We start from the raw sequence: 24,099 nt of genomic DNA on the forward strand, positions 1-24,099 counted from the left end.
TATAACGTCCGCTTGTCCGGCAGGATAAGTCGCCTGCCCTTTCCCGGGTTCGTCGCGGAGGGCTCGCTCCGGGCGGTCACGCGGCGATATCGAAAGGCAGTTCCACATGGCGGTTCTGGTGACGGGGGGCGCCGGCTACATCGGCAGCCACATGGTCCTCGCGCTGATCGACGCGGGCCATGACGACATCGTCGTCCTCGACGACCTTTCCACCGGGTTCGACTGGGCGCTACCGCCGGAAGTGCGGCTGGTGGTGGGCGATGTGGCCGACCAGGCCCTGGTCGCCGACGTGATCCGCCGCCACGGCGTCGACGCGGTGGCGCATTTCGCGGCACGGATCGTGGTGCCGGATTCGGTCGCCGACCCGCTCGGCTACTACCTCGCCAACACCGTCAAGACCCGCGCCCTCATCGAGACCGCGGTCGCGCAGGGCGTGAAACACGTCATTTTCTCCTCCACCGCCGCGGTTTACGGCGAGCCGGAGACGGTGCCGGTGCCCGAAGACCTCGGTCCCTCGCCGATCAATCCCTACGGTCGCTCCAAGCTGATGAGCGAATGGATGATCGCAGACGCGGCCAAGGCGCATGGCTTCAGCTACGTCATCCTGCGCTACTTCAACGTCGCGGGCGCCGACCCGCGCGGACGCACCGGACAGTCGACGCCCAACGCCACCCACCTGATCAAGGTCGCGACGCAGGCCGCCCTCGGGCAGCGTTCGCACCTCGAGGTGTTCGGCACCGATTATCCGACCCCGGACGGATCGTGCCTGCGCGACTACATCCAGGTGTCGGACCTGGCGGAGGCCCATCGCCTCGCCCTCGACCACCTGAGGGCCGGCGGCGAGAGCCTGACGCTCAATTGCGGCTACGGGCGCGGCTATTCGGTGCTGGAGGTGATCGACGTGGTCAAGCGCGTCTCGGGCGTCGACTTCCCCGTGCGCCTGTCGCCGCGCCGGGCCGGCGATCCCGCCTGCATCGTCGCCGGGGCGGACCGGATCCGCGACCGGCTCGGCTGGAGGCCGCGCCACGACGATCTCACGGGCATCGTCACCCAGGCACTGGCCTGGGAGGACGCCCTGACCAGGCGTAACCGGACGTGATCGGCCCGTCCGCCCCGATCCTCGCGATCGCGCTCGCCGTCATGGCGGCGGGTCGCGTCGAGGCGGCCCCCGCGTCCCCCGCGGATTCGGTGCAGGCCGGGGCCCTGGCGTTCCGCGCTTTCCTCGATACCCTGAGGCCGGACGCCCGCAGCCGCGGCATCTCCGATGCGACCTTCGACAGGGCCTTCGCCGACGTGCGCGAACCCGACCCGTCCGTCCTCGCGCGGACGAAGGCGCAGGGCGAGTTCGGACGCCCGGTGTGGGACTATCTCGTGGGCGCCGTCTCGCCCGGTCGGATCGCGCGTGGGCGCGCCGAGGCGGCGCGGCTCGACGCCGCGCTGGCGCGCATCGAAGCCGACTCGGGCGTGCCGCGCTGGGTGATCCTGGCGATCTGGGGCGTCGAATCGGATTTCGGCGCCAGCGGCGGGACGCTGCCGGTGGTCCGCTCCCTCGCGACCCTGGCGCAGGCGAAGCACCGTGGCACCCTGTTTCGAGACGAACTGCTGGCGGCGCTGGCCATCCTCGAACAGGGCGACATCACCCCCCAAGCCATGAAAGGCTCCTGGGCGGGCGCCATGGGACAGGTGCAGTTCCTGCCCTCGAACTACCTCAAGCACGCCGTCGACTTCGACGGCGACGGCAGGCGCGACATCTGGACGTCGCCCGCCGATGCGCTGGCCTCGATCGCTGCCTTCCTGCGCAGCCTCGGCTGGAACCCCGCCCTCTCCTGGGGCTACGCCGTCACGCTGCCGCCCGGGTACGATCTCGGGCGATATCGCGGCGACCTGGCGGATTTCGGCGCCCGCGGCGTCCGGCGCGTCGACGGCCGCGACCTCCCCCGCAGCGGCGAGGCCAGCCTGTTCCTGCCCGGCGGGGCGGGGGGCCCGGTCTTTCTCGTCACCGGCAATTTCGAGGTCATCCGCGGCTACAACACCTCCGATTCCTATGCCCTCGCCATCGGTCATCTCGCCGACCGGCTGGCTGGCGGACCTGCCCTGTCGGCGCCCTGGCCGAATGCGGCGACCCGTCTCGACAAGACGGGCCTTCAGGCGCTGCAGGAGGTGCTCGCCGCGAAGGGTTTCTACGATGGCAATGCCGACGGCCGGGCCGGGCCGAAGCTGCGCGAGGCGGTGCTGCGCTATCAGATCAGCGCCGGCCTCGCCGCCGACGGCTACGCGAGCGCGAGCCTGCTGGCGCACCTGAAGGCAGTCCGCTGACAGACGAGGGATTCGCCGCCCCGCCGGATGCCGCCTATACTGCCGCCCTGACGAAGTCGGGCCGCGTCAACGGACCCGCGACGATGGGACCGCGTGCCGATGACAGCCACGACGTTTCGCGCGACCACGGCCCATCGGCACGGACGCATCGTCCTGTGCGCGATCGTGGCCACGGGCTTCATGGGGATCGTGTCTCCGGCCCTCGCGCAATGGGGCGATTACGACGACGTGCCGCGACGCCGAGCCCCTGATTACTACCGGGACGACGGGGGCTATGGCGGCGGTGGCCGCCAGACCGGACGCCGCTATGCCCCTCAGCCGCAGGAGGCGCCCCGGCAGTTCTTCTGGCCCTGGGAGGACAGGCCGCAGCAGGCGCAGCCGGCGCCGGTCCCGTCGGCACGGCCGACCCGGCCGCGTAGCGCCCCGCCCCCGAGCACCTACAGCGACGACCGGCGTGCGCCGGCCTCACCCGCGGCCCGACGCCCCCGACCGGCGCCAGCGGTGGCGGCGCAACCCAAGCCGACCGCACCCAAGGTCGAGCCCACCACGCGGCTCGCCGTCTTCGGCGATTCCCTGGCGAGCTACCTCGGTCGCGGCCTCGACGACGTCTTCGAGGACAATGCCGATGTCGAGGTCGTCGACCGCTCGAAGGCCGACAGCGGCCTCGTGCGCAAGGACGTGGTCGATTGGCCCAAGGTCGCCGAGGAGTATCTGAAGACCGGGCCCAAGCCGGCCTACGCCCTCGTCATGCTGGGCGCCAACGATCGCCAGCCGATTCGCGAGGGCGACCAGACCGTCGAGGTCCTGAGCGAGCGTTGGCGGGACATCTACCGTGACCGGGTCGACGCCCTCGTGAAGGTGTTCGCGGATCGCAAGATCCCCTTGATCTGGGTCGGCACGCCGCCGATGCGCAGCGACAGCCTGACCAAGGACCTCACCACTCTCAACGACATCTATCGCGAGCGGGTGGCAAGGGCAGGCGGAACCTACGTCGATATCTGGCCGGGCTTCGTCGACGAGCGCAACCGCTACGCGGCGACCGGCCCGGACCTCGAGGGACAGCCGGCCAAGTTGCGCACCGCCGATGGAGTCCACTTTACCGGTGCGGGCTCCCGCAAGGTGGCGCATTTCGCGGATGTGGAACTGAAGCGGATGATGGGAGCCGGTACGCCGCTGTCGGAGCAGCCTGCCGCCGCGATCGCGACGACGCCCTCTGGCCCGGCCCTGAACGCCGACCCGCCCAAGCTCGACGACACCGCCGCGATCGACAAGCTGATCACGGCGATGCTGCCGAGCCTGCCCGAACCGCCCGGCATCCCCGCCCTGCCGGTCAAGCCGGCGGCGGGGCCGGTGGTGCCGCTGAGCCGCGCCGAGATCTCCCCGGGCGGCGCCCTGATGAATGGCAGGCCGCGCGAACCCGATGCCAGCGGAACGGTGGAGCGCACCCTCCAGCGCGGGGCGGCACCGCCGCCCCAGCCCGGCCGGGCCGACGACTTCCGCTGGCCGCCGAGCTGAAGCGGCCTCAGCGGGGAAGGACGCTGGCTCCCATCAGGGCCTCGTCGATCGAGCGCGCTGCCTGACGGCCCTCGCGGATCGCCCAGACCACGAGGGACTGGCCGCGCCGCATGTCGCCGGCGGCGTAGATCTTTTCGTGCGAGGTCCGATAGTCGCGCTCGTTGGCGGTGACGTTGCCGCGCTTGTCCATCACGACGCCGGATTCCTCCAGAAGGCCCTTGCGGACGGACCCGGCAAAACCGATCGCCAGGAATACGAGATCGGCGGGAAGCACGAACTCGCCGCCCGGCACCGGCTGGCGCTTCTCGTCGACGCGGGTGCAGACGACACCCGTGAGCCTGCCCTTCTTGCCCTCGAGCCGCAGCGTCGCCGCCTGGAACTCCCGCTCGGCGCCTTCGGCCTGACTCGACGAGGTCCGCATCTTGGTCGGCCAGTACGGCCAGACGCTGAGCTTGTCTTCGCGCTCAGGCGGACGCGGCCGGATGTCGAGCTGCGTCACCGACAGGGCACCCTGGCGGAAGGAGGTGCCGACGCAATCGGATGCGGTGTCGCCGCCGCCGATGACGACGACGTTCTTGCCCGCCGCCAGGATCGGCGGCTCGCCGTTGCCCGGCATCGGCTCGGCACCGACGCGGCGGTTCGACTGGACCAGGAACGGCATCGCGTAATGCACCCCGGCGAGTTCCTGACCGGGAAGCTGCGGATTGCGTGGGTCCTCGGCACCGCCGGCGAAGAGCACCGCGTCGAACTCGGCGGTGAGTTCGTCGAGGGGCTTGGTCACGCCGACATTGACGCCGTAGTGGAATCTGACCCCCTCGGCCTCCATCTGCGTCACGCGCCGGTCGATGTGCCGCTTCTCCATCTTGAAGTCGGGAATGCCGTAGCGGAGCAGGCCGCCGGCCTTGAGCTCACGCTCGAACACATGGACCTCGTGGCCGACCCTGGCGAGCTGCTGGGCCGCCGCCATCCCGGCGGGGCCCGAGCCGATCACCGCCACCTTCCTGCCGGTCCGGATCTCGGCGGGCTCGGGCTTGACCCAGCCCATGTTCCAGGCGCGATCGGCGATAGCCTGCTCGATCGTCTTGATGGCGACCGGCTGGTTCTCGAGGTTGAGCGTGCATGCCTCCTCGCAGGGCGCCGGGCAGATGCGGCCGGTGAATTCGGGGAAGTTGTTGGTGGAGTGCAGGTTGCGCGCCGCCTCCTCCCAATCGGTCTGGAAGACGAGCTCGTTCCAGTCCGGAATCTGGTTGTGGACCGGGCAGCCGGTATCGCCGTGGCAGAAGGGGATGCCGCAATCCATGCAGCGCGCCGCCTGCTTCTTCAGGTCGTGCTCGTCGAGCGGCAGCGTGAACTCGCGGAAGTGGCGAACGCGGTCGGCGGCGAGCTGGTACTTCTGCTCCTGCCGGTCGAATTCGAGAAACCCAGTGACCTTGCCCATCGTGCCCGTCTTTCGCGCGTCTGTCTGATCCGTCGAGAGGCAGGGCGCAGGGCCGCCGCCGCTCAAGTAGCCCGTGTCGTCTATGATCGGCGCATCACCGATGTGAAACCAGTGGCAGCGCCGTTCCGCCCCGCCCGTAGGTCAACGGTGCAACCGGTGAGCCAACCCCGGGTCTCCGGGCGCGAAGTGAGACCGAATCCGGCGTCCGCATCCCTAGGTCGTGCGCGACAAACGCGCGGTCGACGATGAAGGGTACCTCGCCGCCCTTTCACCGGTGGCACAAGGAGCCCCCCCCTTTCCGCAAGGACACCGGTGGGAAGCGAGGGACCGCCTCTGCATGCCACCGCCGTCCCATCGCACCTGCCCGGATCGTCGGTGCCCTCCCCGCCGGGAGCCCAGCTACGATCCGGTCGACATCACTCCGCCGCCACCGGCATCCGCGCCATCTCCATCTCGCGCAGCGCCCGACGATACTCCACCGGCATCACCTTGACGAACTTGGTGCGGTAACCGGCCCAATCGTCGAGGATCGCCTTGGCGCGGGGGCTGCCCGTGTACTTCAGGTGGTTGGTGATGAGCTGGCTCAGGCGTTCCTCGTCGTGGCCCGACATGTCGGCGAGGATGTCGACACGACCTTTGGTCTCCAGGTCGCCGTCCTGATGGAAGCGCCGCATCACGTCGTCCTCCTCCTCCACCGGTTCGAGATCGACCATCGACAGGTTGCAGCGGGCCGCGAACGAGCCGTCGGCATCGAGCACATAGGCGATGCCGCCCGACATGCCCGCCGCGAAGTTGCGTCCGGTCTCGCCGATCGAGACCACGACGCCGCCGGTCATGTACTCGCAGCCATGGTCGCCCATGCCCTCGACCACCGCGATGGCGCCCGAGTTGCGCACGGCGAACCGCTCGCCGGCCGATCCGCGGATGTAGCACTCGCCCGCGATCGCCCCGTACAGCACGGTGTTGCCGGCCATGATGGTGTGATGGGCAGGCGCCTTCAACGCGTCGGAGGGCCGGATGATCAGCTTACCGCCGGACAGGCCCTTGCCGACGTAATCGTTGGCGTGCCCGGTGAGCTTCACGGTGACGCCGGCCGCGAGCCAGGCGCCGAAGCTCTGGCCGGCGGTGCCGGACAGGTTCACGACGATGGTGTCGTCGGGCAGGCCCTCGTGGCCGTAGAGCTTGGCCACCGCACCCGAGAGCATCGCGCCCGCCGTGCGGTCCGAGTTCCGGATGACGTCCTCGATGACCACGGCCTCGCCGGACTCGAGGGACGGCCCAGCCTTGGCGATGAGGCGGCGGTCGAGCACCTCGTCGATGGGGTGCTTCTGCTTCTCCATGTGCCGGATCGCCACCTCGGGACCGACGTCGGGGCGGTGGAACAGCTTCGAGAAGTCGAGCCCCTTGGCCTTCCAATGCGCGATGACCTCGAGGGTATCGAGGAAGTCCGCCCGGCCGATGAGGTCTTCGAGCTTGGTGAAGCCCATGCCGGCCATCAGCTCGCGCAACTCCTCGGCCACGTAGAAGAAGTAGTTCACCACGTGCTCGGGCGTGCCCTTGAAACGCTTGCGCAGCACCGGGTCCTGGGTGGCGACGCCCACCGGGCAGGTGTTGAGGTGGCACTTGCGCATCATGATGCAGCCCGCCGCGATCAGCGGCGCGGTGGAGAAGCCGAACTGATCGGCGCCGAGCAGTGCCGCCACGAGCACGTCGCGCCCGGTGCGGATGCCGCCGTCCGCCTGGAGCACGACGCGTCCGCGCAGGTGGCTGAGCACCAGCGTCTGCTGCGTCTCGGCGAGTCCGGTCTCCCAGGGCCCGCCGGCGTGCTTGATCGAGGTGAGCGGTGCGGCACCGGTGCCGCCGTCGAAGCCCGAGATGGTGATGTGGTCGGCGCGCGCCTTGGCGACACCCGTCGCCACGGTGCCGACGCCCACCTCCGACACGAGCTTGACCGAGACGTCGGCGGCCGGATTGACGTTCTTCAAGTCGAAGATCAGCTGGGCGAGATCCTCGATCGAGTAGATATCGTGGTGCGGCGGCGGCGAGATCAGACCGACGCCGGGGGTGGCGTAGCGGACCTTGGCGATCTTGGCGTCGACCTTGTGGCCGGGCAGCTGGCCGCCCTCGCCGGGCTTGGCGCCCTGGGCCACCTTGATCTGCATCATGTCGGCGTTGACGAGGTACTCGGTGGTGACACCGAAGCGGCCCGACGCCACCTGCTTGATCGCCGAGCGGCGCGAGCGCCCGTCCGCCATCGGCTTGAAGCGCTCGACCTCCTCGCCGCCCTCGCCCGAGTTCGAGCGACCGCCGAACGAGTTGACGGCGATCGCCAGCGTCTCGTGCGCCTCCTTCGAGATCGACCCGTAGGACATGGCGCCGGTGGCGAACCGCTTGACGATGTCGGCCGCCGGCTCGACGGCGGAGATGTCGACCGGCGCGCGGCCGAGCTCGGCCGCCTGGCGGATGCGGAACAGGCCGCGGATCGTCTTGAGGTGGTTCTCCTGCTCGTTCACGAGCCGGGCGTACTCGCGATAGCGCTCGGGAAGGCCGAGGCGCACCGCGTGCTGGAGCGTGGCGACGCTGTCGGGCGTCCAGGTGTGGCTCTCGCCGCGCAGGCGGTAGGCGTATTCGCCGCCGATATCGAGCGCGTGGCGATAGACGGGCGCGTCGCCGAAGGCGTCGGCGTGGCGCCGTGCGGTTTCCTCGGCGACCTCGGCCATGCCGATGCCCTCGATGGTCGTCGCGGTGCCGAAGAAGTCGCGGGCGACGAAGGCCGAGTTGAGGCCGATCGCATCGAAGATCTGCGCGCCGCAATAGGACTGGTAGGTCGAGATGCCCATCTTGGACATCACCTTGAGCAGGCCCTTATCGATCGACTTGATGTAGCGGTAGACGATCTCGTCGTCGGTGAGGTCCGGCGGGAACTCGTCCTTCATCGCGATCAGCGTCTCGAAGGCGAGGTAGGGGTTGATGGCTTCCGCGCCATACCCGGCCAGGCACGCGAAGTGGTGCACCTCGCGCGGCTCGCCCGATTCCACCACGAGCCCGACCGAGGTCCGAAGCCCCTTGCGGATCAAGTAGTTGTGGACGGCCGCGGTGGCCAGCAGCGCGGGGATCGCGATCCGATCGGGCCCGAGGCCGCGATCGGACAGGATGATGATGTTGTAGCCGCCGCGCACGGCCACCTCGGCCCGGTCGCAGAGGCGATCGAGGGCGCCCTCCATGGCAGCCGCCCCGGCTTCGGCCGGGAAGGTGATGTCGAGGGTCTTGGTGTCGAAGCGGTCCTCGAAATGGCTGATCGAACGGATCTTCTCGAGATCGCCGTTGGTGAGGATCGGCTGGCGTACTTCGAGACGCTTCTTGCGGGAGGCGCCCTCCATGTCGAGCAGGTTCGGCCGCGGCCCGATGAACGAGACGAGGCTCATCACGGCCTCCTCGCGGATCGGGTCGATCGGCGGGTTGGTCACCTGCGCGAAGTTCTGCTTGAAGTAGGTGTAGAGCGACTTCGGCTTGTCCGAGAGCGCCGAGAGCGGCGTGTCGGTGCCCATCGAGCCCACCGCCTCCTGGCCGGTCACGGCCATGGGCGCCATCAGGAGCTTGAGGTCTTCCTGGCTGTAGCCGAACGCCTGCTGGCGATCGAGCAGCGAGACGTCGGATCGCGAGGCGCGCGGGATGACCGGCTTGAGGTCTTCGAGAACGATCTGGGTGTTCTTCACCCACTGCGCATAGGGATGCGCCGCGGCGAGCTCGCTCTTGATCTCCTCGTCGGAGACGATGCGGCCCTTCTGCAGGTCGATCAGCAGCATCTTGCCCGGCTGCAGGCGCCAGGACTCGACGATCTTCTCGTCGGGGATCGGCAGCACGCCCATCTCGGAGGCGAGCACGACGAGACCGTCGTCGGTGACGAGGTAGCGCGCGGGACGCAGGCCGTTGCGGTCGAGGGTCGCGCCGATCTGGCGTCCATCGGTGAAGCACACGGCCGCCGGGCCGTCCCACGGCTCCATCAGGGCGGCGTGGTACTCGTAGAACGCCTTGCGCTCGTCGTTCATGAGCGGATTGCCGGCCCAGGCCTCCGGGATCAGCATCATCATGGCGTGGGCGAGCGAGTAGCCGCCCTGCACCAGGAACTCGAGGGCGTTGTCGAAGCAGGCGGTATCCGACTGGCCTTCGTAGGAGATCGGCCACAGCTTCGAGATGTCGTTCCCGAACAGCTCGGAATCGACGCTCGCCTGGCGCGCGGCCATCCAGTTGACGTTGCCGCGCAGCGTGTTGATCTCGCCGTTGTGGGCGACCATCCGGTAGGGGTGCGACAGCTGCCAAGTGGGGAAGGTGTTGGTGGCGAAGCGCTGGTGGACCAGAGCGAGGCCCGAGACGAAGCGCTCGTCCTGCAGGTCGCGGTAGTACCGGCCGAGCTGCGTCACCAACACCATGCCCTTGTAGACGATGGTGCGGGTCGACAGCGACACCGGGTAATAGGCTTTCACCCGCGGCTCGTTGAGCCCGTAGACCTTGCTCGAAATGACCTTGCGGGCGGTGAACAGGCGGCGCTCGAAGGCATCCTCCTCCGTCACCGAAGCCGGGCGGCCGATGAAGACCTGGCGGTGATGCGGCTCGGTCTCCTTGACGCGCACGCCGAGATCCTCGGAATCCACCGGCACGTCGCGCCAGCCGAGCAGCGGCAGACCCTCGTCGGCGAGCACCTGCGCCACGATGTCCTCGACGACGCGGCGGCCGTCCTCGTCCTTGGGCAGGAAGAACATGCCGACGCCGTAGTGGCCGGGCTCCGGCAGCGCGAAGCCGAGGGTCTCGCATTCCGCCTTGAAGAAGTCGTGCGGGATCTGGGTGAGGATGCCGCAACCGTCGCCCATCTTCGGGTCGGCGCCGACGGCACCGCGATGGTCGAGGTTCTCTAGGATCAACAGGCCCTGTGCGACGATGCCATGGCTGCGCCGGTCGTGCATGTCGGCGACGAAGCCGACACCGCAGGCGTCCTTCTCGCGGGCGGGATCGTAGAGACCCTGAGCGAGCGGAAGCGCGCCGTCACGGACGGTCAACGGCTTGCCGCCGTCGCGGGTGGCGGGAATTGACGCCTGGCGGGTTCCGAAATCAGCAGATGCGGTCACGCTCACCATCCCCCGTCTGTCAAAGGTCTGCCCGCTCGACGAGCATGTTTCGTGCCCTGCCACCATCGGATGGCAGGGTGGTCCGGCACCGATCTTCGCGTGATCGCGGACGGGCACCGGTCGGGATGCGATCCGATACCGACGGACACCGTACCGGTCATCGCTGCGAGCCGCGACCCGTCCCGCTGACGCGCCCGGCTCCACGTCTCGCCCGGACTCCGAACGATCGTCGGATGGGGCGGTTCGACCACGATGCTCACGACGAAATGGGACAGCCATGCTGTCCTAACGTCGGGATGACAGATTTTCACGATTCCAGCAAGGGTTCCGAGGCGGGCGACGTCTGCTTTTCCGGCCCGAAGTCTCCACTGGATGGGCGTGACATCGCCGCAGGCCGGAAAGGGCGCGTATGGAAGATTGCCTCCCTCCTCCCGGGAGCGGTGGCGCGATGTTGCCAGGATCGTCCCGCATTGCTGCCCCAATCCGACGCTCTACCATGACACGCCGAGCACAGACGGCGGGAATGCGGCGCGGGACCTCGCGCCGACCGAGCCGGAGGACCCGAGCCAACAGCGGGCCTCCGGATCACCGGTTTCCATGATTGGATGAACGAGCCCATGCCGACGAGTCGCAGGGCGCTTGTGCGCTCATCTTCCCCTCTTCGTTGCCTCGCGCTCGGGCTCGTTGCCGCCGTGACGATCGGCGCAAGCTCGGCCCACGCGCAGTATTTCGACCCTTTCGACGACGTGATGCCGCCGCGCGCGGTGGTCTGGCGCCTCAACGACCGCGGTTTCACGGAGGTCACCCGGCCGCGCTTCGACGGACGCGCCTATGTGGTGGAGGCCGAAAGCCCGAACGGCGGGCGAGTACGGCTGATCCTCGACCCGCGCGACGGGGCCGTCCTCGGGCGCGTCCGGCTGTCGGAGCCGCTTGTCCCGCCGCCACTCCGCGTCGACCGGCCGCGGGGTCCCTACGGTTGGACGGAAGAGGACGTGGCGCCGCGCCGCCGCGAGGCCGAACGGACGATTCCCCCCAGTGATATCCCCTATGGGCGGACCCCGGATAGGCAAAGGCGGGCCGATCTCGGCCCTCCCCTGCCCGGCGTCCCCTTGCGCTCGGACGTACCGAGGCGGGTGGAACCCGGCGATCCCAATGCGCTCGGTCTCAACCCCGATGCGGCCAGGCGCAACGGTGACCCTGCCCGCAGGACCAGCCGCCTGAACCCGCCGGCACGGCCCGCCGAGGCCAGGGGGCGGGATCGCAGCCCCAATGCCGCCGGAACGACACCGGCCGTCCGCGCGACGCCGGCGGCAACGGCCCCGACGCTACGGCCCGGCGAGGTTCCGGCCACCAAGCCGGAGGCCCCGGTTGCCGCCGTTACGCCAACGACGCCGGCCGCCGTCCAGCCGCCGGCCCAAAGTGTCACGCCCGCGACGAGCGACACCAAGTCTGGCGCCCCGTCTTGGCAGGACCCTCCCGCCGACGCCAAGCGGCCGGTCCGCGTGATCGACGGCGCGACGGTGGTTCCCGGCGCCGGGGATAAGTCTCCTGCGACCCAGGACTGACGCCCCGACGTCATCGATCGACGGGATCGCCCCGCGATGAGGACGGTGCGCGAAAGTCGCGTCAGCCGGCGTCGCTGGCGCCGGCTCCCTGGAGCTGCGGGTCGTGGGTGGCGGCGCGGATGGGGCTTTCGCCTTCCGGCTCGCTCGTGATCGCCTGCAATGCCAGCGGATCGAGGCCGCTCTCGGGCTTCGGGCCATAGGCGTGCAGCGCGTGGCGCATCTTCGGCGTCCAGAACGCCACGATGTGCTTGTGGATGCCCGCCACCGCCTCCTCATCGGGATACGAACGAAAGAAGCCGGCGATCTGGTTCGCCATGCGGACGAGCTTCTGGTCGGTGGTGAGGGCGCTCATGGCTCGGGCTTTCGATGACGTGAGACGGGTCTGGTATCGAGGGACGGTTAAAGCGCCGATACGGGGTCGACGCCTTGGCCGGACACCGACGGCTCCGCGAGGACGAGCCGTTCGCGGCCGGTGAACAGCGTCAGGGTATCCGACCGCGCGATGGCGCAGAGGGTGATGTCGTGAAGGCGGGCCCGCTCGATGGCCAGCGACGTCGGAGCCGAGATCGCCACCAGGACGGACGCACCGAACGAGGCCGTCTTCTCCACCATCTCGAACGAACAACGGCTCGTGATCACGACGAACCCCTCGGCGGGGTCGGTGTTCGTCCGGATCAGGGCGCCGATCAGCTTGTCGAGCCCGTTGTGGCGCCCGACGTCTTCACGAACGGCGACGAGCGTACCGTCGCGGTCGGCCCAGGCAGCGGCGTGGACGGCACGGGTTTCGTGATTGAGCACCTGCGCCTCGCCGAGTGCCGTCAACGCCCGCTGCACCGCTCCGACCGTCACGGTCTGCTCCCGTCCTGTCCGGGGCTCGGCCTTGGGAAGGGCGGCGAGATCGTCGATGCCGCAGACGCCGCAGCCGGTCCTGCCGCTGATGGCGCGCTTGCGGGCGAGATGTTCGCGCAACCGCCCCGGAACCAGGTCGACGAGAAGGCGCAGGCCACCCTCGCCATCCTCCACCGAGACGCCTCGGATCTCGTCCGACGACGCGACGATGCCCTCGGTCAGGCTGAAGCCATAGGCGAAGTCCTCGAGATCGGCCGGCGTCGTCATCATGACCGCGTAGGGAACGCTGCCGTAGACGAGGTTGACCGGCATCTCCACCGCGAGGGGCCGCTCGCCGACCCGCGCCTGCGGATCGTCGTAGGCCACCACCAGGGTGGGAACGCGGCGGACCGTCTCCGCCGCCGCGTTCGAAGGCTCGCTATTCGGCGGCATTCAGCTGCGTCGCGATCCGGGTCAGCGAGAAGTCCTCCTCGAAGAACCTCGCCTGCCAATCCGACGGCCGGTTGGTGCGCCGGACCTGCACCGCCGTCACCTTGTACTCGGGGCAGTTGGTGGCCCAGTCCGAGTAGTCGGTGGTGATGACGTTGGCGCCGGTCTTGGCATGGTGGAAGGTCGTGTAGACCACGCCCGGCTGCATCCGCTCGGAGACGATCGCCTTGAGGGCGATGTCGCCGGACCGGCTCTCGAGGGCGACGAGGTCGCCATCGACGATCCCGCGGACCTCCGCGTCGAACGGATGGATCTCCAGCACGTCCTCCTCGTGCCAGCGCGAGTTCTCGGTGCGGCGCGTCTGGGCGCCGACGTTGTACTGCGACAGGATACGGCCGGTGGTGAGGATGAGCGGGAAGCGCGGCCCGGTACGCTCCTCGGTCGGCACGTATTCGGTGATCATGAACTTGCCGAGGCCGCGAACGAAGCGGTCGACGTGCATCATCGGGGTACCGCGCGGGGCGGCCTCGTTGCACGGCCACTGGATCGAGCCGAGTTCGTCGAGCTTGTCGAAGCTGACGCCGGAGAAGCTCGGGGTCAGCGAGGCGATCTCGTCCATGATCTCGGACGGATGGCTGTAGTTCATCGGGTAGCCCAGCGCATTGGAGAGCAGCACCGTGCCCTCCCAGTCGCCGATGCCGGCCAGCGGCGGCATTACCTTGCGGACGCGGGAGATGCGGCGCTCGGCGTTGGTGAAGGTGCCGTCCTTCTCGAGGAACGAGGCGCCCGGCAGGAAGACGTGGGCGTATTTCGCGGTCTCGTTCAGGAAGATGTCCTGGATGACGATGCACTCCATCGCCATCAGGCCAGCGGTGACGTGGTGCGTGTCGGGATCGGACTGTGCGATGTCCTCGCCCTGGATGTACATGCCCTTGAAGGAACCATCGACGGCCTCGTCGAGCATGTTGGTGATGCGCAGGCCCGGGTCCTTGTCGAGGGACACGCCCCAGAGCGACTCGAAGGTCTCGCGGGTGGCGTCGTCCGACACGTGCCGGTAGCCCGGAAGCTCGTGCGGGAACGAGCCCATGTCGCACGAGCCCTGGACGTTGTTCTGGCCGCGCAGCGGGTTCACGCCGGCACCCAGCATGCCGATGTTGCCGGTGGCCATGGCGAGGTTGGCCATGCCCATCACCATGGTCGAGCCCTGGCTGTGCTCGGTGACGCCGAGACCGTAGTAGATGCCGGCGGCTCCACCCTTGGCGTAGAGGCGGGCGGCACCGCGAAGCTCGGCCGGATCGATGCCGGTGAAGCGCTCCTGCGCCTCGGGCGAATGCCGCTCGTCGGCGACGAACCGGGCCCAGGATTCGAAATCGGCGAGATCGCAGCGCTCGCGAACGTAGGCCTCGTCGACGAGTCCTTCCGTGACGATGACGTGCGCCATCGCGTTGATGAAAGCGACGTTGGAGCCGGGCTTCAGGGGCAGGTGGAAATCGGCCTCGATGTGAGGCGACTTCACGAGGTCGATCTTGCGCGGGTCGGCGACGATGAGCTTGGCACCCTCGCGCAGGCGCTTCTTCATGCGCGACGCGAAGACCGGGTGGCCGTCGGTGGGGTTGGCACCGATGACCAGGATCACATCGGAATGCGCCACCGAGGCAAAGTCCTGAGTGCCGGCCGAAGTGCCCAGCGTCGACATCAGGCCGTAGCCCGTGGGCGAATGGCAGACGCGGGCGCAGGTATCGACGTTGTTGTTGCCGAAGGCGGCGCGCACGAGCTTCTGGACGAGGTAGGCCTCCTCGTTGGTGCAGCGCGACGAGGTGATGCCGCCGACCGAATCCTTGCCGTACTTGGCCTGGATGCGCTTGAACTCGGACGCCGCCCGATCGATGGCGACCTCCCAGGTCACCTCTTGCCAGGGGTCGGTGATCTTGTCGCGGATCATCGGCTTGGTGATGCGGTCCGCGTGAGTGGCGTAGCCGTAGGCGAAGCGGCCCTTGACGCAGCTGTGGCCCTCGTTCGCCTTGCCGCCCTTGTAGGGGACCATGCGCACGATGCGGGTGCCCTGCATCTCGGCCTTGAACGAGCAGCCGACGCCGCAATAGGCACAGGTGGTGATCTCGGAGTGATCGGGCTGGCCGTGCTCGATGATCGACTTTTCCTGGAGCGTCGCCGTCGGGCAGGCCTGCACGCAGGCGCCGCAGGACACGCACTCGGACTCCATGAAGTTGGTCGGACCGGCGGCGACGCGACTGTCGAAGCCGCGACCCTCGATGGTCAGCGCGAAGGTGCCCTGCACCTCCTCACACGCGCGCACGCAACGATTGCAGACGATGCACTTCGACGGGTCGTAGGTGAAATACGGGTTGGACGTGTCCTTCGGCAGGTACTGGTCCGACGTCGGCTTGACGTGGTTGGCGCCGTCGTAGCCGTAGCGCACGTCGCGCAGGCCCACCGCGCCGGCCATGTCCTGAAGCTCGCAGTCGCCATTGGCCGCACAGGTCAGGCAGTCGAGGGGGTGATCGGAGATGTAGAGCTCCATCACACCCTTGCGGAGCTTGGCGAGCTTGTCCGTCTGCGTCGAGACGACCATGCCGTTCTCGGCCGGGGTGGTGCAGGAGGCGGGCGTGCCGCGGCGGCCTTCGATCTCCACGATGCACAGGCGACAGGAGCCGAAGGCTTCCAGCGAATCGGTGGCGCAGAGCTTCGGGATCTGCGTTCCCGCATGCATCGACGCCGCCATCACCGACGTGCCGGCGGGCACGGTGACGCTCATGCCGTCGATGGTGAGGGTGACGGTCTGCTCCGAAACCCGGATCGGGGTGCCGTAGTCGATCTCTTTGATGAGGGCCATGGGTCGCGCCTCCTTACTCGGCGGCGACGGACATCTGTCCGCCACGCTCGAAATCCTCGGGGAAATGGGTGATCGCGCTCATGACGGGCATGGGCGTCAGCCCGCCCATGGCGCAGAGCGACCCATCGGTCATGACGTCGCAAAGGTCGGCGATGATGCTCAGATTGCGCTTCGTATCGGTACCGGCGATGACCTTGTCCATGGTCTCGACGCCGCGGGTCGCGCCGATGCGGCAAGGGGTGCACTTGCCGCAGGATTCGACGGCGCAGAACTCGAAGGCGAAGCGGGCCTGCTTGGCCATGTCGACCGTATCGTCGAACACCACGATGCCGCCGTGGCCGACGAGGCCCTTGTTGGCGGCCATCGCCTCGTAATCCAGGGGCGTGTCGAGGAGGTGGTCGGGGAAGTAGGCGCCGAGCGGGCCGCCGACCTGAACCGCACGAACCGGACGACCGCTCTGCGTACCGCCGCCGAAATCCTCGATGATCTCGCGAAGCGTGATGCCGAAGGCGTATTCGATGAGGCCGCCGTGCTTGATGTTGCCGGCGAGCTGGATCGCCAGGGTGCCCAGCGACCGACCCATGCCGTAGTCGGCATAGGACTTGGCGCCGTGCTCCAGGATGTAGGGCACGGCCGTGAACGTCATCACGTTGTTCACGAGGGTGGGCTGGCCGAGGAAGCCCTTTAGCGCGGGGATCGGGGGCTTGGCCCGGACGATGCCGCGCTTGCCCTCGAGGCTCTCGAGCAGCGAAGTCTCCTCGCCGCAGATGTAGGCGCCCGCTCCCAGCCGGACTTCGAGATGGAACGCCTTACCTGAGCCCATCACATCGGCGCCCAGGAAGCCCGCCTTCTCGGCATTGGCGATCGCTTCCTTGAGCGTCGCGAAGGCCTGCGGATATTCGGAGCGCAGGTAGATGTAGCCCCGCGTCGCCCCGGTGGCGATCGCCGCGATGGTCATGCCCTCGATGAGGTTGAAGGGGTCACCCTCCATCATCATCCGGTCGGCGAAGGTGCCGGAGTCGCCCTCATCGGCATTGCACACGACGTATTTCTGCTCGCTCTTGGCGAGCATCACTGTGTTCCACTTGATGCCGGCCGGGAAGCCGGCGCCGCCGCGACCGCGCAGGCCGGACTCGCGCACCTGGGCCACGATACCCTCGGCATCGAGCTTGAGCGCGGCTTCGAGGCCGCGGTAGCCTCCGTGCTCGCGGTAATCGAGCACGGACACCGGATCGACGACGCCGCAGCGCTGGAAGGTCAGGCGGTGCTGGCGGGCGAAATAGGGCATGTCCTCGGGCCTGCCGAGGCGGAGCGGATGGGCGCCGCCTTCGGCGAGGCCGGCATCGAGCAGCGCCTCGACGTCGCCGGGCGTCACCGGCCCGTAGGCGATGCGCCCGTCCGGGGTGGCGACTTCGACCATCGGCTCCAGCCAGAGCATGCCGCGCGAGCCGGTGCGGACGATCTCGACCGCGAGGCCGCGCCGCTCGGCGCCGGCGGCGATGGCCTTGGCGACGCGGTTGGCCCCGAGCCCGAGGGCGACGGCGTCGCGGGGAACGTAAAGGGTGACGCTCACGAGGCGACCTCCGTCAGGGCGGATTCGAGACCATCGGCGGTGAGGCGCGCCACCGGCAGGTCGTCGACGAGGGCGCCCGGGCCGTTGGCACAGAGGCCGAGGCAATAGACCGGCTCGACGGTGACGCGGCCGTCGGACGTGGTCCCGTGCCAATCGACGCCGAGGCGCCCGAGGATCTCGGCATGAAGGGCGTCGGACCCCATCGCCTGGCACGCCTCGGCGCGACACAGCTTGACCTGATGGCGCCCGGCGGGATGACGGCGAAAGTCGTGGTAGAAGGTGATGCAGCCGTGAACCTCGGCCCGCGACAGGTTCAGCGCGTCGGCGATCAGCGGCACTGCGCCCTCGTCGACATAGCCGAACGTCTCCTGGAGCGCGTGCAGGATCGGCAGCGTCGCCCCTTCGAGGTGGGTGTGTTCGGCGATAATTCCCGCGGCGCGGGTCGCGCTCCAGGGCTCTTGCGGCACCATTGTTCCAACCCGTTGCAGTTTGGTCTCGCTCTAAGTCGTATATCACCACTCCTGAATCAATCGCGCGGTTCCGTTGGTCGACAAGGCATTTTTGTCAAAACTTCATGTTGCGCTGCAAAAAGTCAGAGCGAAGCAATGGAATCCGCGATGGTCGGTGCGGCAGCGCGGGCCTCCACCAGGAGGGAAGCGCACAGCGGCGTCATCGGCTCCTGCTCGGGCATGACCAGACCGACGACGTGGCTAACGTCTGGCTCGACGATGGGCACGGCCCGCACCCGGTCGCCCAGCCTGAAGCTGTCGGCGAGCACCGCCGGCATCACGCTGGCCCATTTGGCCGTCCGCACATGGCTGAGGAGCACGATCATCGAGTTCGATTCGAGCAGCGGCGCCGTCGGCCGCCCGTCCGGGTTCAGATGCGCGTCGACGATCCGGCGATTCTGCATGTCCGGCGTCAGCAGGCACAGGGGCAGGCGGCCGACTTCGTCCCAGGTGACGGCGTCCCGGGCGCCATGGGTGCCGTCGAGCGCGGTGAGAAGCTTGTAGCGCTCCCGGTAGAGCGGGACCGTCGTCACGCGGCCCAGGGGTTCGTTCTCGAGGTAGGTGATGCCGGCATCGATCTCGCGGTCGGCGATCAGGCGGCCGATCTCGGTGGAGGTCGTCGATTGCACGGAGAAGCAGACGTCGGGGTGGCGGCCGCGGAACGGCGTGGTCAACAGGGCGACCACCGGCGTCGCCGTGGGGATCGCCGCGAGCCTGAGCATGCCGGTGAGGCCGCGGCGTAGGCTCGCGACTTCCTGGCGCATGGCGCGGGCATCGGCCACGATCCGCCGCGCCCATTCGAGCACGCGGTCGCCTTCGGGCGTGAACCCCTGGAAACGCGAGCCGCGCTGGACCAGCATCACCCCGAGCCGCTCCTCCAGTTGCTTGACGCCGGCCGAGAGCGTCTGCTGCGAGACGTTGCAGAACTGGGCCGCCCGCCCGAAGTGGCGCTCCCGCGCCAGCGCGAGGATGAATTCCAGTCGCTCGATCACCGCAGGTACCCGCTCCTCGTTCGGCCGCCCCACCCGGACAACGCCATCCTGGCCCGTGCCCACACCGGGCACGATGCGAAGCACCTCAGCCAAGCGTATCCTTCACCGGCGTGGTCGGTGGCGCCAGTTCCTCGCACGTCGTGGGGTGTGAACGGAGAGATTTTCGCAGCCCGAACGCAGAACGAGGTCAGTACCGCTGAGGACTGTCCACAGGGTCGTTCGGCCCGCCTGTGCGACGCTGTTGCGGTTGCGCCGTCAACTCCATTGTGGTCTGACACGCCGACACAGAACAAGGCTGCGGGTCAACGCAGCCGTTGCGGCGTTCGCGGCATCTGGATTGCGCATCGCGCAGCAGGCGTTAAAGCGGGCGCGACCGGCCGAGACACCGGCCATGAAATTCGAGCGGAGCCACGAGAGGCAGATGCGCAGGACGCGGACGCAATACCTTCCAATGGGGATGATCGGCGCCTTCGGCACGCTCCTCGCAATGTCGTCGTCGGGACTCGCCGCCGGCCTCGGTCAGCCCGAGCCCTGGCAGATGGCTCGGCAGATTCCGGTGACGGAGAACGCGCGGGAGATCCTGTCGTTCGAGGTCGGCCTTCATTGGCTCTCCTTCGTCATCTCGTTGTTCGTGCTGGGCCTGATCCTGTATTGCGTCTTCCGCTTCAACGAGAAGGCCAACCCGACGCCGTCGAAGACCACCCACAACACCATGATCGAAGTCGCCTGGACGATCGTCCCGGTGCTGATCCTGGTGGCGGTGGCGATCCCGTCGTTCCGCCTGCTGCGGACCCAGCTCTCCGATCCCAAGGCCGACGTGATCGTCAAGGTGACCGGCCATGCCTGGTACTGGGCCTACGAATATCCGGCGGTGGAGAACGGCGGCGGCTTCAAGTTCGACGCGAACCTCGACGAGGAGAAGGCTCCCAAGCTCCTGAACGTCGACAACGAGATGGTCGTGCCGGTGAACAAGATCGTGAAGATCCAGGTCACCGCTGCCGACGTCATGCACTCCTGGGCGATGCCGTCGTTCGGCTTCAAGATCGACGCCGTTCCGGGCCGCCTGAACCAGTTTTGGTTCAAGGCCGACCGCGAGGGCGTCTTCCACGGGCAGTGCTCCGAGCTCTGCGGCACACGCCACGCCTACATGCCGATCACCGTCCGCGTGGTGAGCGACGAGGCCTATGTGCAGTGGCTCGTCGAAGGAAAGACGAAGTTCGCCGCCATCGACGACGGCGCCAAGTTCGCCGACGCCCGGCGCTGAACCGGGTCCTGGACCGCCAGAACCACACGAGATCATCAGGCACCTGAACCAAGGTCTGCATCGCATGGCTACCGCCGCAGCACACACCGGGCACGACGCCCACGCATCTCACACGCCGTCGTTCTTCTCTCGCTGGTTCCTGTCGACGAACCACAAGGACATCGGCTCCCTTTACCTCCTGTTCGCGTTCTGCGCGGGCATGATCGGCGCGTTCCTCTCCTTCGGCATCCGCATGGAGATGGAAGAGCCCGGCCTTCAGTATTTCGCCAACCCGCAGACCTACAACGTCTTCGTCACCGGCCACGGCCTCATCATGGTGTTCTTCATGGTGATGCCCGCGCTGATCGGCGGGTTCGGCAACTGGTTCGTGCCCCTGATGATCGGCGCGCCGGACATGGCGTTTCCGCGCATGAACAACATCTCGTTCTGGCTGACGGTGGCCGGCTTTCTCAGCCTGGTCTGCTCGCTGTTCGTCGAAGGCGCCCCAGGCGCCGCCGGTGCCGGCACCGGCTGGACGGTGTACCCGCCGCTCTCCACGAGCGGGCACCCTGGTCCGTCCGTCGATTTTGCGATCTTCGCGCTGCATCTCTCTGGTGCCGGCTCGATCCTCGGCGCCATCAACTTCATCACCACCATCCTGAACATGCGCGCGCCGGGCATGACCCTGCACAAGATGCCGTTGTTCGCCTGGTCGATGCTGGTGACCGCGTTCCTGCTGCTCCTGTCGCTCCCGGTCCTCGCCGGCGCGATCACGATGCTGCTCACCGACCGCAACTTCGGCACGACCTTCTTCGATCCGGCCGGTGGTGGTGATCCGGTGCTCTACCAGCACCTGTTCTGGTTCTTCGGCCACCCCGAAGTCTACATCATGATCCTGCCGGCCTTCGGCATCGTCTCCCACATTATCTCGACCTTCTCGAAGAAGCCGGTGTTCGGTTACCTCGCCATGGCCTACGCCATGGTCGCCATCGGCGTCGTCGGGTTCGTCGTGTGGGCGCACCACATGTACACCGTCGGCCTGTCCCTGCAGACGCAGTCGTACTTCGTCTTCGCGACCATGGTCATCGCGGTGCCGACCGGCGTGAAGATCTTCTCCTGGATCGCGACCATGTGGGGCGGTTCGATCCGCTTCACCGCCGCCATGCACTGGGCCGTGGGCTTCATCTTCCTGTTCACCGTCGGTGGGGTCACCGGCGTGGTCCTGGCGAATGCCGCCGTCGATAAGTACCTGCACGACACCTACTACGTGGTGGCGCACTTCCACTACGTGCTGTCGCTTGGCGCGGTGTTCATCATCTTCGCCGGTGTCTACTACTGGTTCCCGAAGATGACCGGTCACGTCATCCCGGAATGGGCCGGCAAGCTGCATTTCTGGCTGGCCTTCATCGGTGCGAACATCCTGTTCTTCCCGATGCACTTCCTGGGTCTCGCCGGCATGCCGCGGCGCTACGCCGACTACCCGGAAGCCTTCGCCGGCTGGCACAAGGTCTCGACCTGGGGCGGGCACGTCTTCGCCCTCGGCATGGTGGTGTTCGTCATCGGCGTCGTCCTCGCCTTCCGCTCGAAGACCCGCGCTGCCGACAATCCGTGGGGTCCCGGCGCGACCACACTGGAGTGGACGCTCTCGTCCCCCCCGCCCTTCCACCAGTTCGAGACCCTGCCCACTATCGTCGAAGAGCCGGCCCACTGAGGCTCTTCCGACTTCGAACAAGGGTTGCGAGGACCGCTCCGGCGGTCCTCGCTCTTTCCCGGATCTCCCCTTCGCCTTGGGGAGATCCGGCAAGGGGCGACGCCAACCGGCGCGACCGATCTTCCGACCGTCGAATCCAAGCATGGTGGCCATGACGAGCCTGTTGAACAGCTTTCCCGCTGGCGCCGAGCCGCAGACCTTCCCGTCGGTCGCCGGCCAGGGCGAGGTCTCCGACTTTTTCGCGCTGCTCAAGCCGCGGGTGATGGTGCTGGTCATCTTCACGGCGCTCGTCGGCATGGTCGTCTCGCAGGTCCACGTCCAGCCGGTGGTGGCGACCATCTCCCTCCTGATGATCGCGGTCGGTGCCGGTGCCTCGGGGTGCCTGAACATGTGGTGGGACGCCGACATCGACGCGGTGATGTCCCGTACCGCCAAGCGCCCGATCCCGGACGGGCGCATCCAGCCCGGCGAGGCCCTGGCCTTCGGCCTCGTGCTGTCGGCGGGGTCCGTGATGATTCTCGGGCTCGCCGCCAACTGGCTGGCCGCGGCGCTGCTCGCCTTCACTATCGTGTTCTATGCCGTGATCTATTCGATGTGGCTGAAGCGCGCGACGCCACAGAACATCGTGATCGGCGGCGCGGCGGGCGCCCTCCCCCCGATCATCGGCCAGGCGGCGGTCTCCGGTACGGTCGGGATCGAGTCGATCGTCCTGTTCCTGATCATCTTCATCTGGACGCCACCGCACTTTTGGGCGCTCGCGCTCATCAAGGCTGGCGAATACGCCAAGGCCGGTATCCCGATGATGCCCAACGTGGCCGGCCCGGCCTCCACCCGTCGCCAGATCGTGGGATATTCCCTGCTCCTGTTCCCGGTGGGGCTGGCGCCGGTGGCGCTGGGCTTCGGTGGCTTGCTCTATGGCATCACCGGCCTCGTCGGAGGCCTCGGCATGATCGCCTTCAGCGTCCATGTGATGCGTAACCGCGAGGGCGAGGCCGAGAAGCGCGCGGCTCTCGGGATGTTCGGCTTTTCGATCCTATACCTGTTCCTGCTGTTCTCGGCCTTGCTGGCCGAACAGGGCCTGGGCCTCTACCGTAGCGTCTCCTTCGGCGGGGTCCTGGCGTGAGCCGCGAGACGGACGGCGGCGACGTCGTGCCCAAATCCCTCGACGCCGTGCAGGCCGAGCGCCGCCGCAAGCGGTCGATGGCCATCGCCTTCGTTCTCGGCGCCCTCGTCCTGATCTTCTATGTCCTGACGATCGCCAAGCTCGGACCGCAGATTCTCAATCGACCGATCTGAGGAATGGACCGTATGTCGGATGCAGGCCGCGACGACCGCCACGGTGCGGCCAGGAACACGGGCGCCGCACGCACTGCCTTCGCCTGTCTGGCCCTCGTCCTGACAATGACCGGCCTCGCCTTCGCGTCGGCGCCGCTCTACGACATGTTCTGCAAAGCGACCGGGTTCGATGGAACGCCCCGCCGCGGCGTCGGGATGACGGCCGTCGAAGACGACAGCATGCTCGTCCGGTTCGACACCAACGTCGCCGCCTCGCTGCCGTGGAAGTTCCAAGTCGAGACCCGGGAGATCACGGCGAAACTCGGCGAGACCAAGACGGTGTTCTTCCGCGTCAAGAACACCGCTTCCACCCCTTCCACCGGGATCGCGACCTTCAACGTCCAGCCCGCGCTGATGGGGGGATATTTCTTCAAGATCCAGTGCTTCTGCTTCAACGAGCAGACGTTGCAGCCGGGCGAGACGATGGATTTCCCGGTGGTGTTTTATATCGATCCCGCCGTGCGCAAGGATTCGAACACTGACCATCTCACCGAGATGACGCTGTCCTATACCTACTTCGCGTCGAAGAACGGTCAGCCCACGGCTGCGCTCGCGACACCCGCGGGGGCGGGGACGAAGACGAATTTCTGACGGGTTCGGCGTGACAAGGTCGCGCCGCTCGCATTATGGGTTCGAACAGCGGAGCCGGG

17 protein-coding genes are annotated in these 24,099 nt (G+C 67.9%); 9 read left to right on the forward strand and 8 right to left on the reverse strand.

What is annotated here, in order from left to right:
• Positions 1-106 precede the first annotated feature (106 nt).
• From galE to ASG59_RS00810, 3 genes are all read left to right on the forward strand, one after another.
• Positions 107-1,099 carry a UDP-glucose 4-epimerase GalE gene (galE, locus tag ASG59_RS00800; RefSeq protein ID WP_056284908.1) on the forward strand — a complete coding sequence of 331 codons (993 nt, stop codon included), beginning with the start codon at positions 107-109 and terminating at the stop codon, positions 1,097-1,099.
• Positions 1,100-1,140: 41 nt separating this feature from the next.
• Complete coding sequence (locus ASG59_RS00805; protein ID WP_082528575.1) at positions 1,141-2,316, forward strand: lytic murein transglycosylase; 1,176 nt, start codon at positions 1,141-1,143, stop codon at positions 2,314-2,316.
• Between the two features lie 180 nt (positions 2,317-2,496).
• A complete protein-coding gene (locus tag ASG59_RS00810; RefSeq protein WP_244472422.1) occupies positions 2,497-3,831 on the forward strand; it encodes an SGNH family hydrolase in 1,335 nt (444 codons plus the stop codon).
• Positions 3,832-3,838: 7 nt separating this feature from the next.
• Here the strand turns inward: ASG59_RS00810 and ASG59_RS00815 are convergent, their stop codons facing one another.
• Both ASG59_RS00815 and gltB read right to left on the reverse strand, forming a co-directional pair.
• Entirely contained in the window at positions 3,839-5,269 is a 1,431-nt protein-coding gene (locus ASG59_RS00815; RefSeq protein ID WP_056406429.1) for a glutamate synthase subunit beta, read from the reverse strand.
• A 416-nt stretch (positions 5,270-5,685) separates the two neighbouring features.
• Positions 5,686-10,353, reverse strand: coding sequence for a glutamate synthase large subunit (gene gltB / locus ASG59_RS00820; RefSeq protein ID WP_244475596.1), 4,668 nt, complete (start codon positions 10,351-10,353; stop codon positions 5,686-5,688).
• Positions 10,354-11,084: 731 nt separating this feature from the next.
• Here gltB and ASG59_RS19605 point away from each other — a divergent pair.
• The gene (locus ASG59_RS19605) at positions 11,085-11,957 is read left to right on the forward strand and encodes a hypothetical protein (RefSeq protein WP_244475588.1); all 873 of its coding nucleotides are present in this window, start codon (positions 11,085-11,087) and stop codon (positions 11,955-11,957) included.
• Between the two features lie 61 nt (positions 11,958-12,018).
• On the opposite strand, the gene ASG59_RS00825 is transcribed toward ASG59_RS19605, so the two are convergent.
• The 6 genes from ASG59_RS00825 to ASG59_RS00850 form a co-directional block, all read right to left on the reverse strand.
• On the reverse strand, positions 12,019-12,309 hold the full coding sequence (locus ASG59_RS00825) for a formate dehydrogenase subunit delta (RefSeq protein ID WP_055883919.1): 291 nt from the start codon (positions 12,307-12,309) through the stop codon (positions 12,019-12,021).
• A gap of 47 nt (positions 12,310-12,356) precedes the next feature.
• On the reverse strand, positions 12,357-13,238 hold the full coding sequence (fdhD, locus tag ASG59_RS00830; protein ID WP_056406433.1) for a formate dehydrogenase accessory sulfurtransferase FdhD: 882 nt from the start codon (positions 13,236-13,238) through the stop codon (positions 12,357-12,359).
• Positions 13,225-16,086 (reverse strand): formate dehydrogenase subunit alpha, encoded by a 2,862-nt coding sequence (fdhF, locus tag ASG59_RS00835; protein ID WP_055883925.1) that lies wholly within the window; start codon positions 16,084-16,086, stop codon positions 13,225-13,227. Before fdhF ends, fdhD begins: the two co-directional genes overlap by 14 nt.
• 13 nt (positions 16,087-16,099) lie before the next feature.
• The gene (locus ASG59_RS00840) at positions 16,100-17,659 is read right to left on the reverse strand and encodes a formate dehydrogenase beta subunit (protein ID WP_055883929.1); all 1,560 of its coding nucleotides are present in this window, start codon (positions 17,657-17,659) and stop codon (positions 16,100-16,102) included.
• Positions 17,656-18,129: a formate dehydrogenase subunit gamma gene (locus ASG59_RS00845; protein ID WP_055883932.1), complete on the reverse strand. Its 474-nt coding sequence runs from the start codon at positions 18,127-18,129 to the stop codon at positions 17,656-17,658. Before ASG59_RS00845 ends, ASG59_RS00840 begins: the two co-directional genes overlap by 4 nt.
• Before the next feature lie 122 nt (positions 18,130-18,251).
• Positions 18,252-19,160 (reverse strand): LysR family transcriptional regulator, encoded by a 909-nt coding sequence (locus tag ASG59_RS00850; RefSeq protein ID WP_055883935.1) that lies wholly within the window; start codon positions 19,158-19,160, stop codon positions 18,252-18,254.
• 457 nt (positions 19,161-19,617) lie between these two features.
• Between ASG59_RS00850 and coxB the strand changes: the two genes are divergently transcribed.
• The 5 genes from coxB (at position 19,618) to ASG59_RS00875 (ending at position 24,040) form a co-directional block, all read left to right on the forward strand.
• Positions 19,618-20,424, forward strand: a complete 807-nt coding sequence (coxB, locus tag ASG59_RS00855) for a cytochrome c oxidase subunit II (RefSeq protein ID WP_244475597.1) — start codon at positions 19,618-19,620, stop codon at positions 20,422-20,424.
• A 64-nt stretch (positions 20,425-20,488) separates the two neighbouring features.
• The gene (gene ctaD / locus ASG59_RS00860) at positions 20,489-22,114 is read left to right on the forward strand and encodes a cytochrome c oxidase subunit I (RefSeq protein WP_055883938.1); all 1,626 of its coding nucleotides are present in this window, start codon (positions 20,489-20,491) and stop codon (positions 22,112-22,114) included.
• 151 nt (positions 22,115-22,265) lie between these two features.
• Complete coding sequence (locus ASG59_RS00865) at positions 22,266-23,237, forward strand: heme o synthase (RefSeq protein ID WP_056406696.1); 972 nt, start codon at positions 22,266-22,268, stop codon at positions 23,235-23,237.
• A complete protein-coding gene (locus tag ASG59_RS20205; RefSeq protein WP_156387634.1) occupies positions 23,234-23,410 on the forward strand; it encodes a hypothetical protein in 177 nt (58 codons plus the stop codon). Before ASG59_RS00865 ends, ASG59_RS20205 begins: the two co-directional genes overlap by 4 nt.
• A gap of 12 nt (positions 23,411-23,422) precedes the next feature.
• Positions 23,423-24,040 carry a cytochrome c oxidase assembly protein gene (locus ASG59_RS00875; RefSeq protein WP_056406436.1) on the forward strand — a complete coding sequence of 206 codons (618 nt, stop codon included), beginning with the start codon at positions 23,423-23,425 and terminating at the stop codon, positions 24,038-24,040.
• Positions 24,041-24,099: the final 59 nt, after the last annotated feature.

The sequence above is a fragment of the Methylobacterium sp. Leaf466 genome (genome assembly GCF_001425565.1).
GTDB lineage: Bacteria > Pseudomonadota > Alphaproteobacteria > Rhizobiales > Beijerinckiaceae > Methylobacterium.

Bases quoted from the DNA above. Each gene is read 5' to 3' on its own strand.
- galE (WP_056284908.1), top strand. From the start codon at position 107: ATGGCGGTTCTGGTGACGGGGGGCGCCGGCTACATCGGCAGCCACATG.
- ctaD (WP_055883938.1), top strand. From the start codon at position 20,489: ATGGCTACCGCCGCAGCACACACCGGGCACGACGCCCACGCATCTCAC.
- ASG59_RS00805 (WP_082528575.1), top strand. From the start codon at position 1,141: ATGGCGGCGGGTCGCGTCGAGGCGGCCCCCGCGTCCCCCGCGGATTCG.
- ASG59_RS00815 (WP_056406429.1), bottom strand. From the start codon at position 5,269: ATGGGCAAGGTCACTGGGTTTCTCGAATTCGACCGGCAGGAGCAGAAG.
- fdhF (WP_055883925.1), bottom strand. From the start codon at position 16,086: ATGGCCCTCATCAAAGAGATCGACTACGGCACCCCGATCCGGGTTTCG.
- ASG59_RS00845 (WP_055883932.1), bottom strand. From the start codon at position 18,129: ATGGTGCCGCAAGAGCCCTGGAGCGCGACCCGCGCCGCGGGAATTATC.
- coxB (WP_244475597.1), top strand. From the start codon at position 19,618: ATGATCGGCGCCTTCGGCACGCTCCTCGCAATGTCGTCGTCGGGACTC.
- fdhD (WP_056406433.1), bottom strand. From the start codon at position 13,238: ATGCCGCCGAATAGCGAGCCTTCGAACGCGGCGGCGGAGACGGTCCGC.
- ASG59_RS00875 (WP_056406436.1), top strand. From the start codon at position 23,423: ATGTCGGATGCAGGCCGCGACGACCGCCACGGTGCGGCCAGGAACACG.
- ASG59_RS00810 (WP_244472422.1), top strand. From the start codon at position 2,497: ATGGGGATCGTGTCTCCGGCCCTCGCGCAATGGGGCGATTACGACGAC.
- ASG59_RS00825 (WP_055883919.1), bottom strand. From the start codon at position 12,309: ATGAGCGCCCTCACCACCGACCAGAAGCTCGTCCGCATGGCGAACCAG.
- ASG59_RS00865 (WP_056406696.1), top strand. From the start codon at position 22,266: ATGACGAGCCTGTTGAACAGCTTTCCCGCTGGCGCCGAGCCGCAGACC.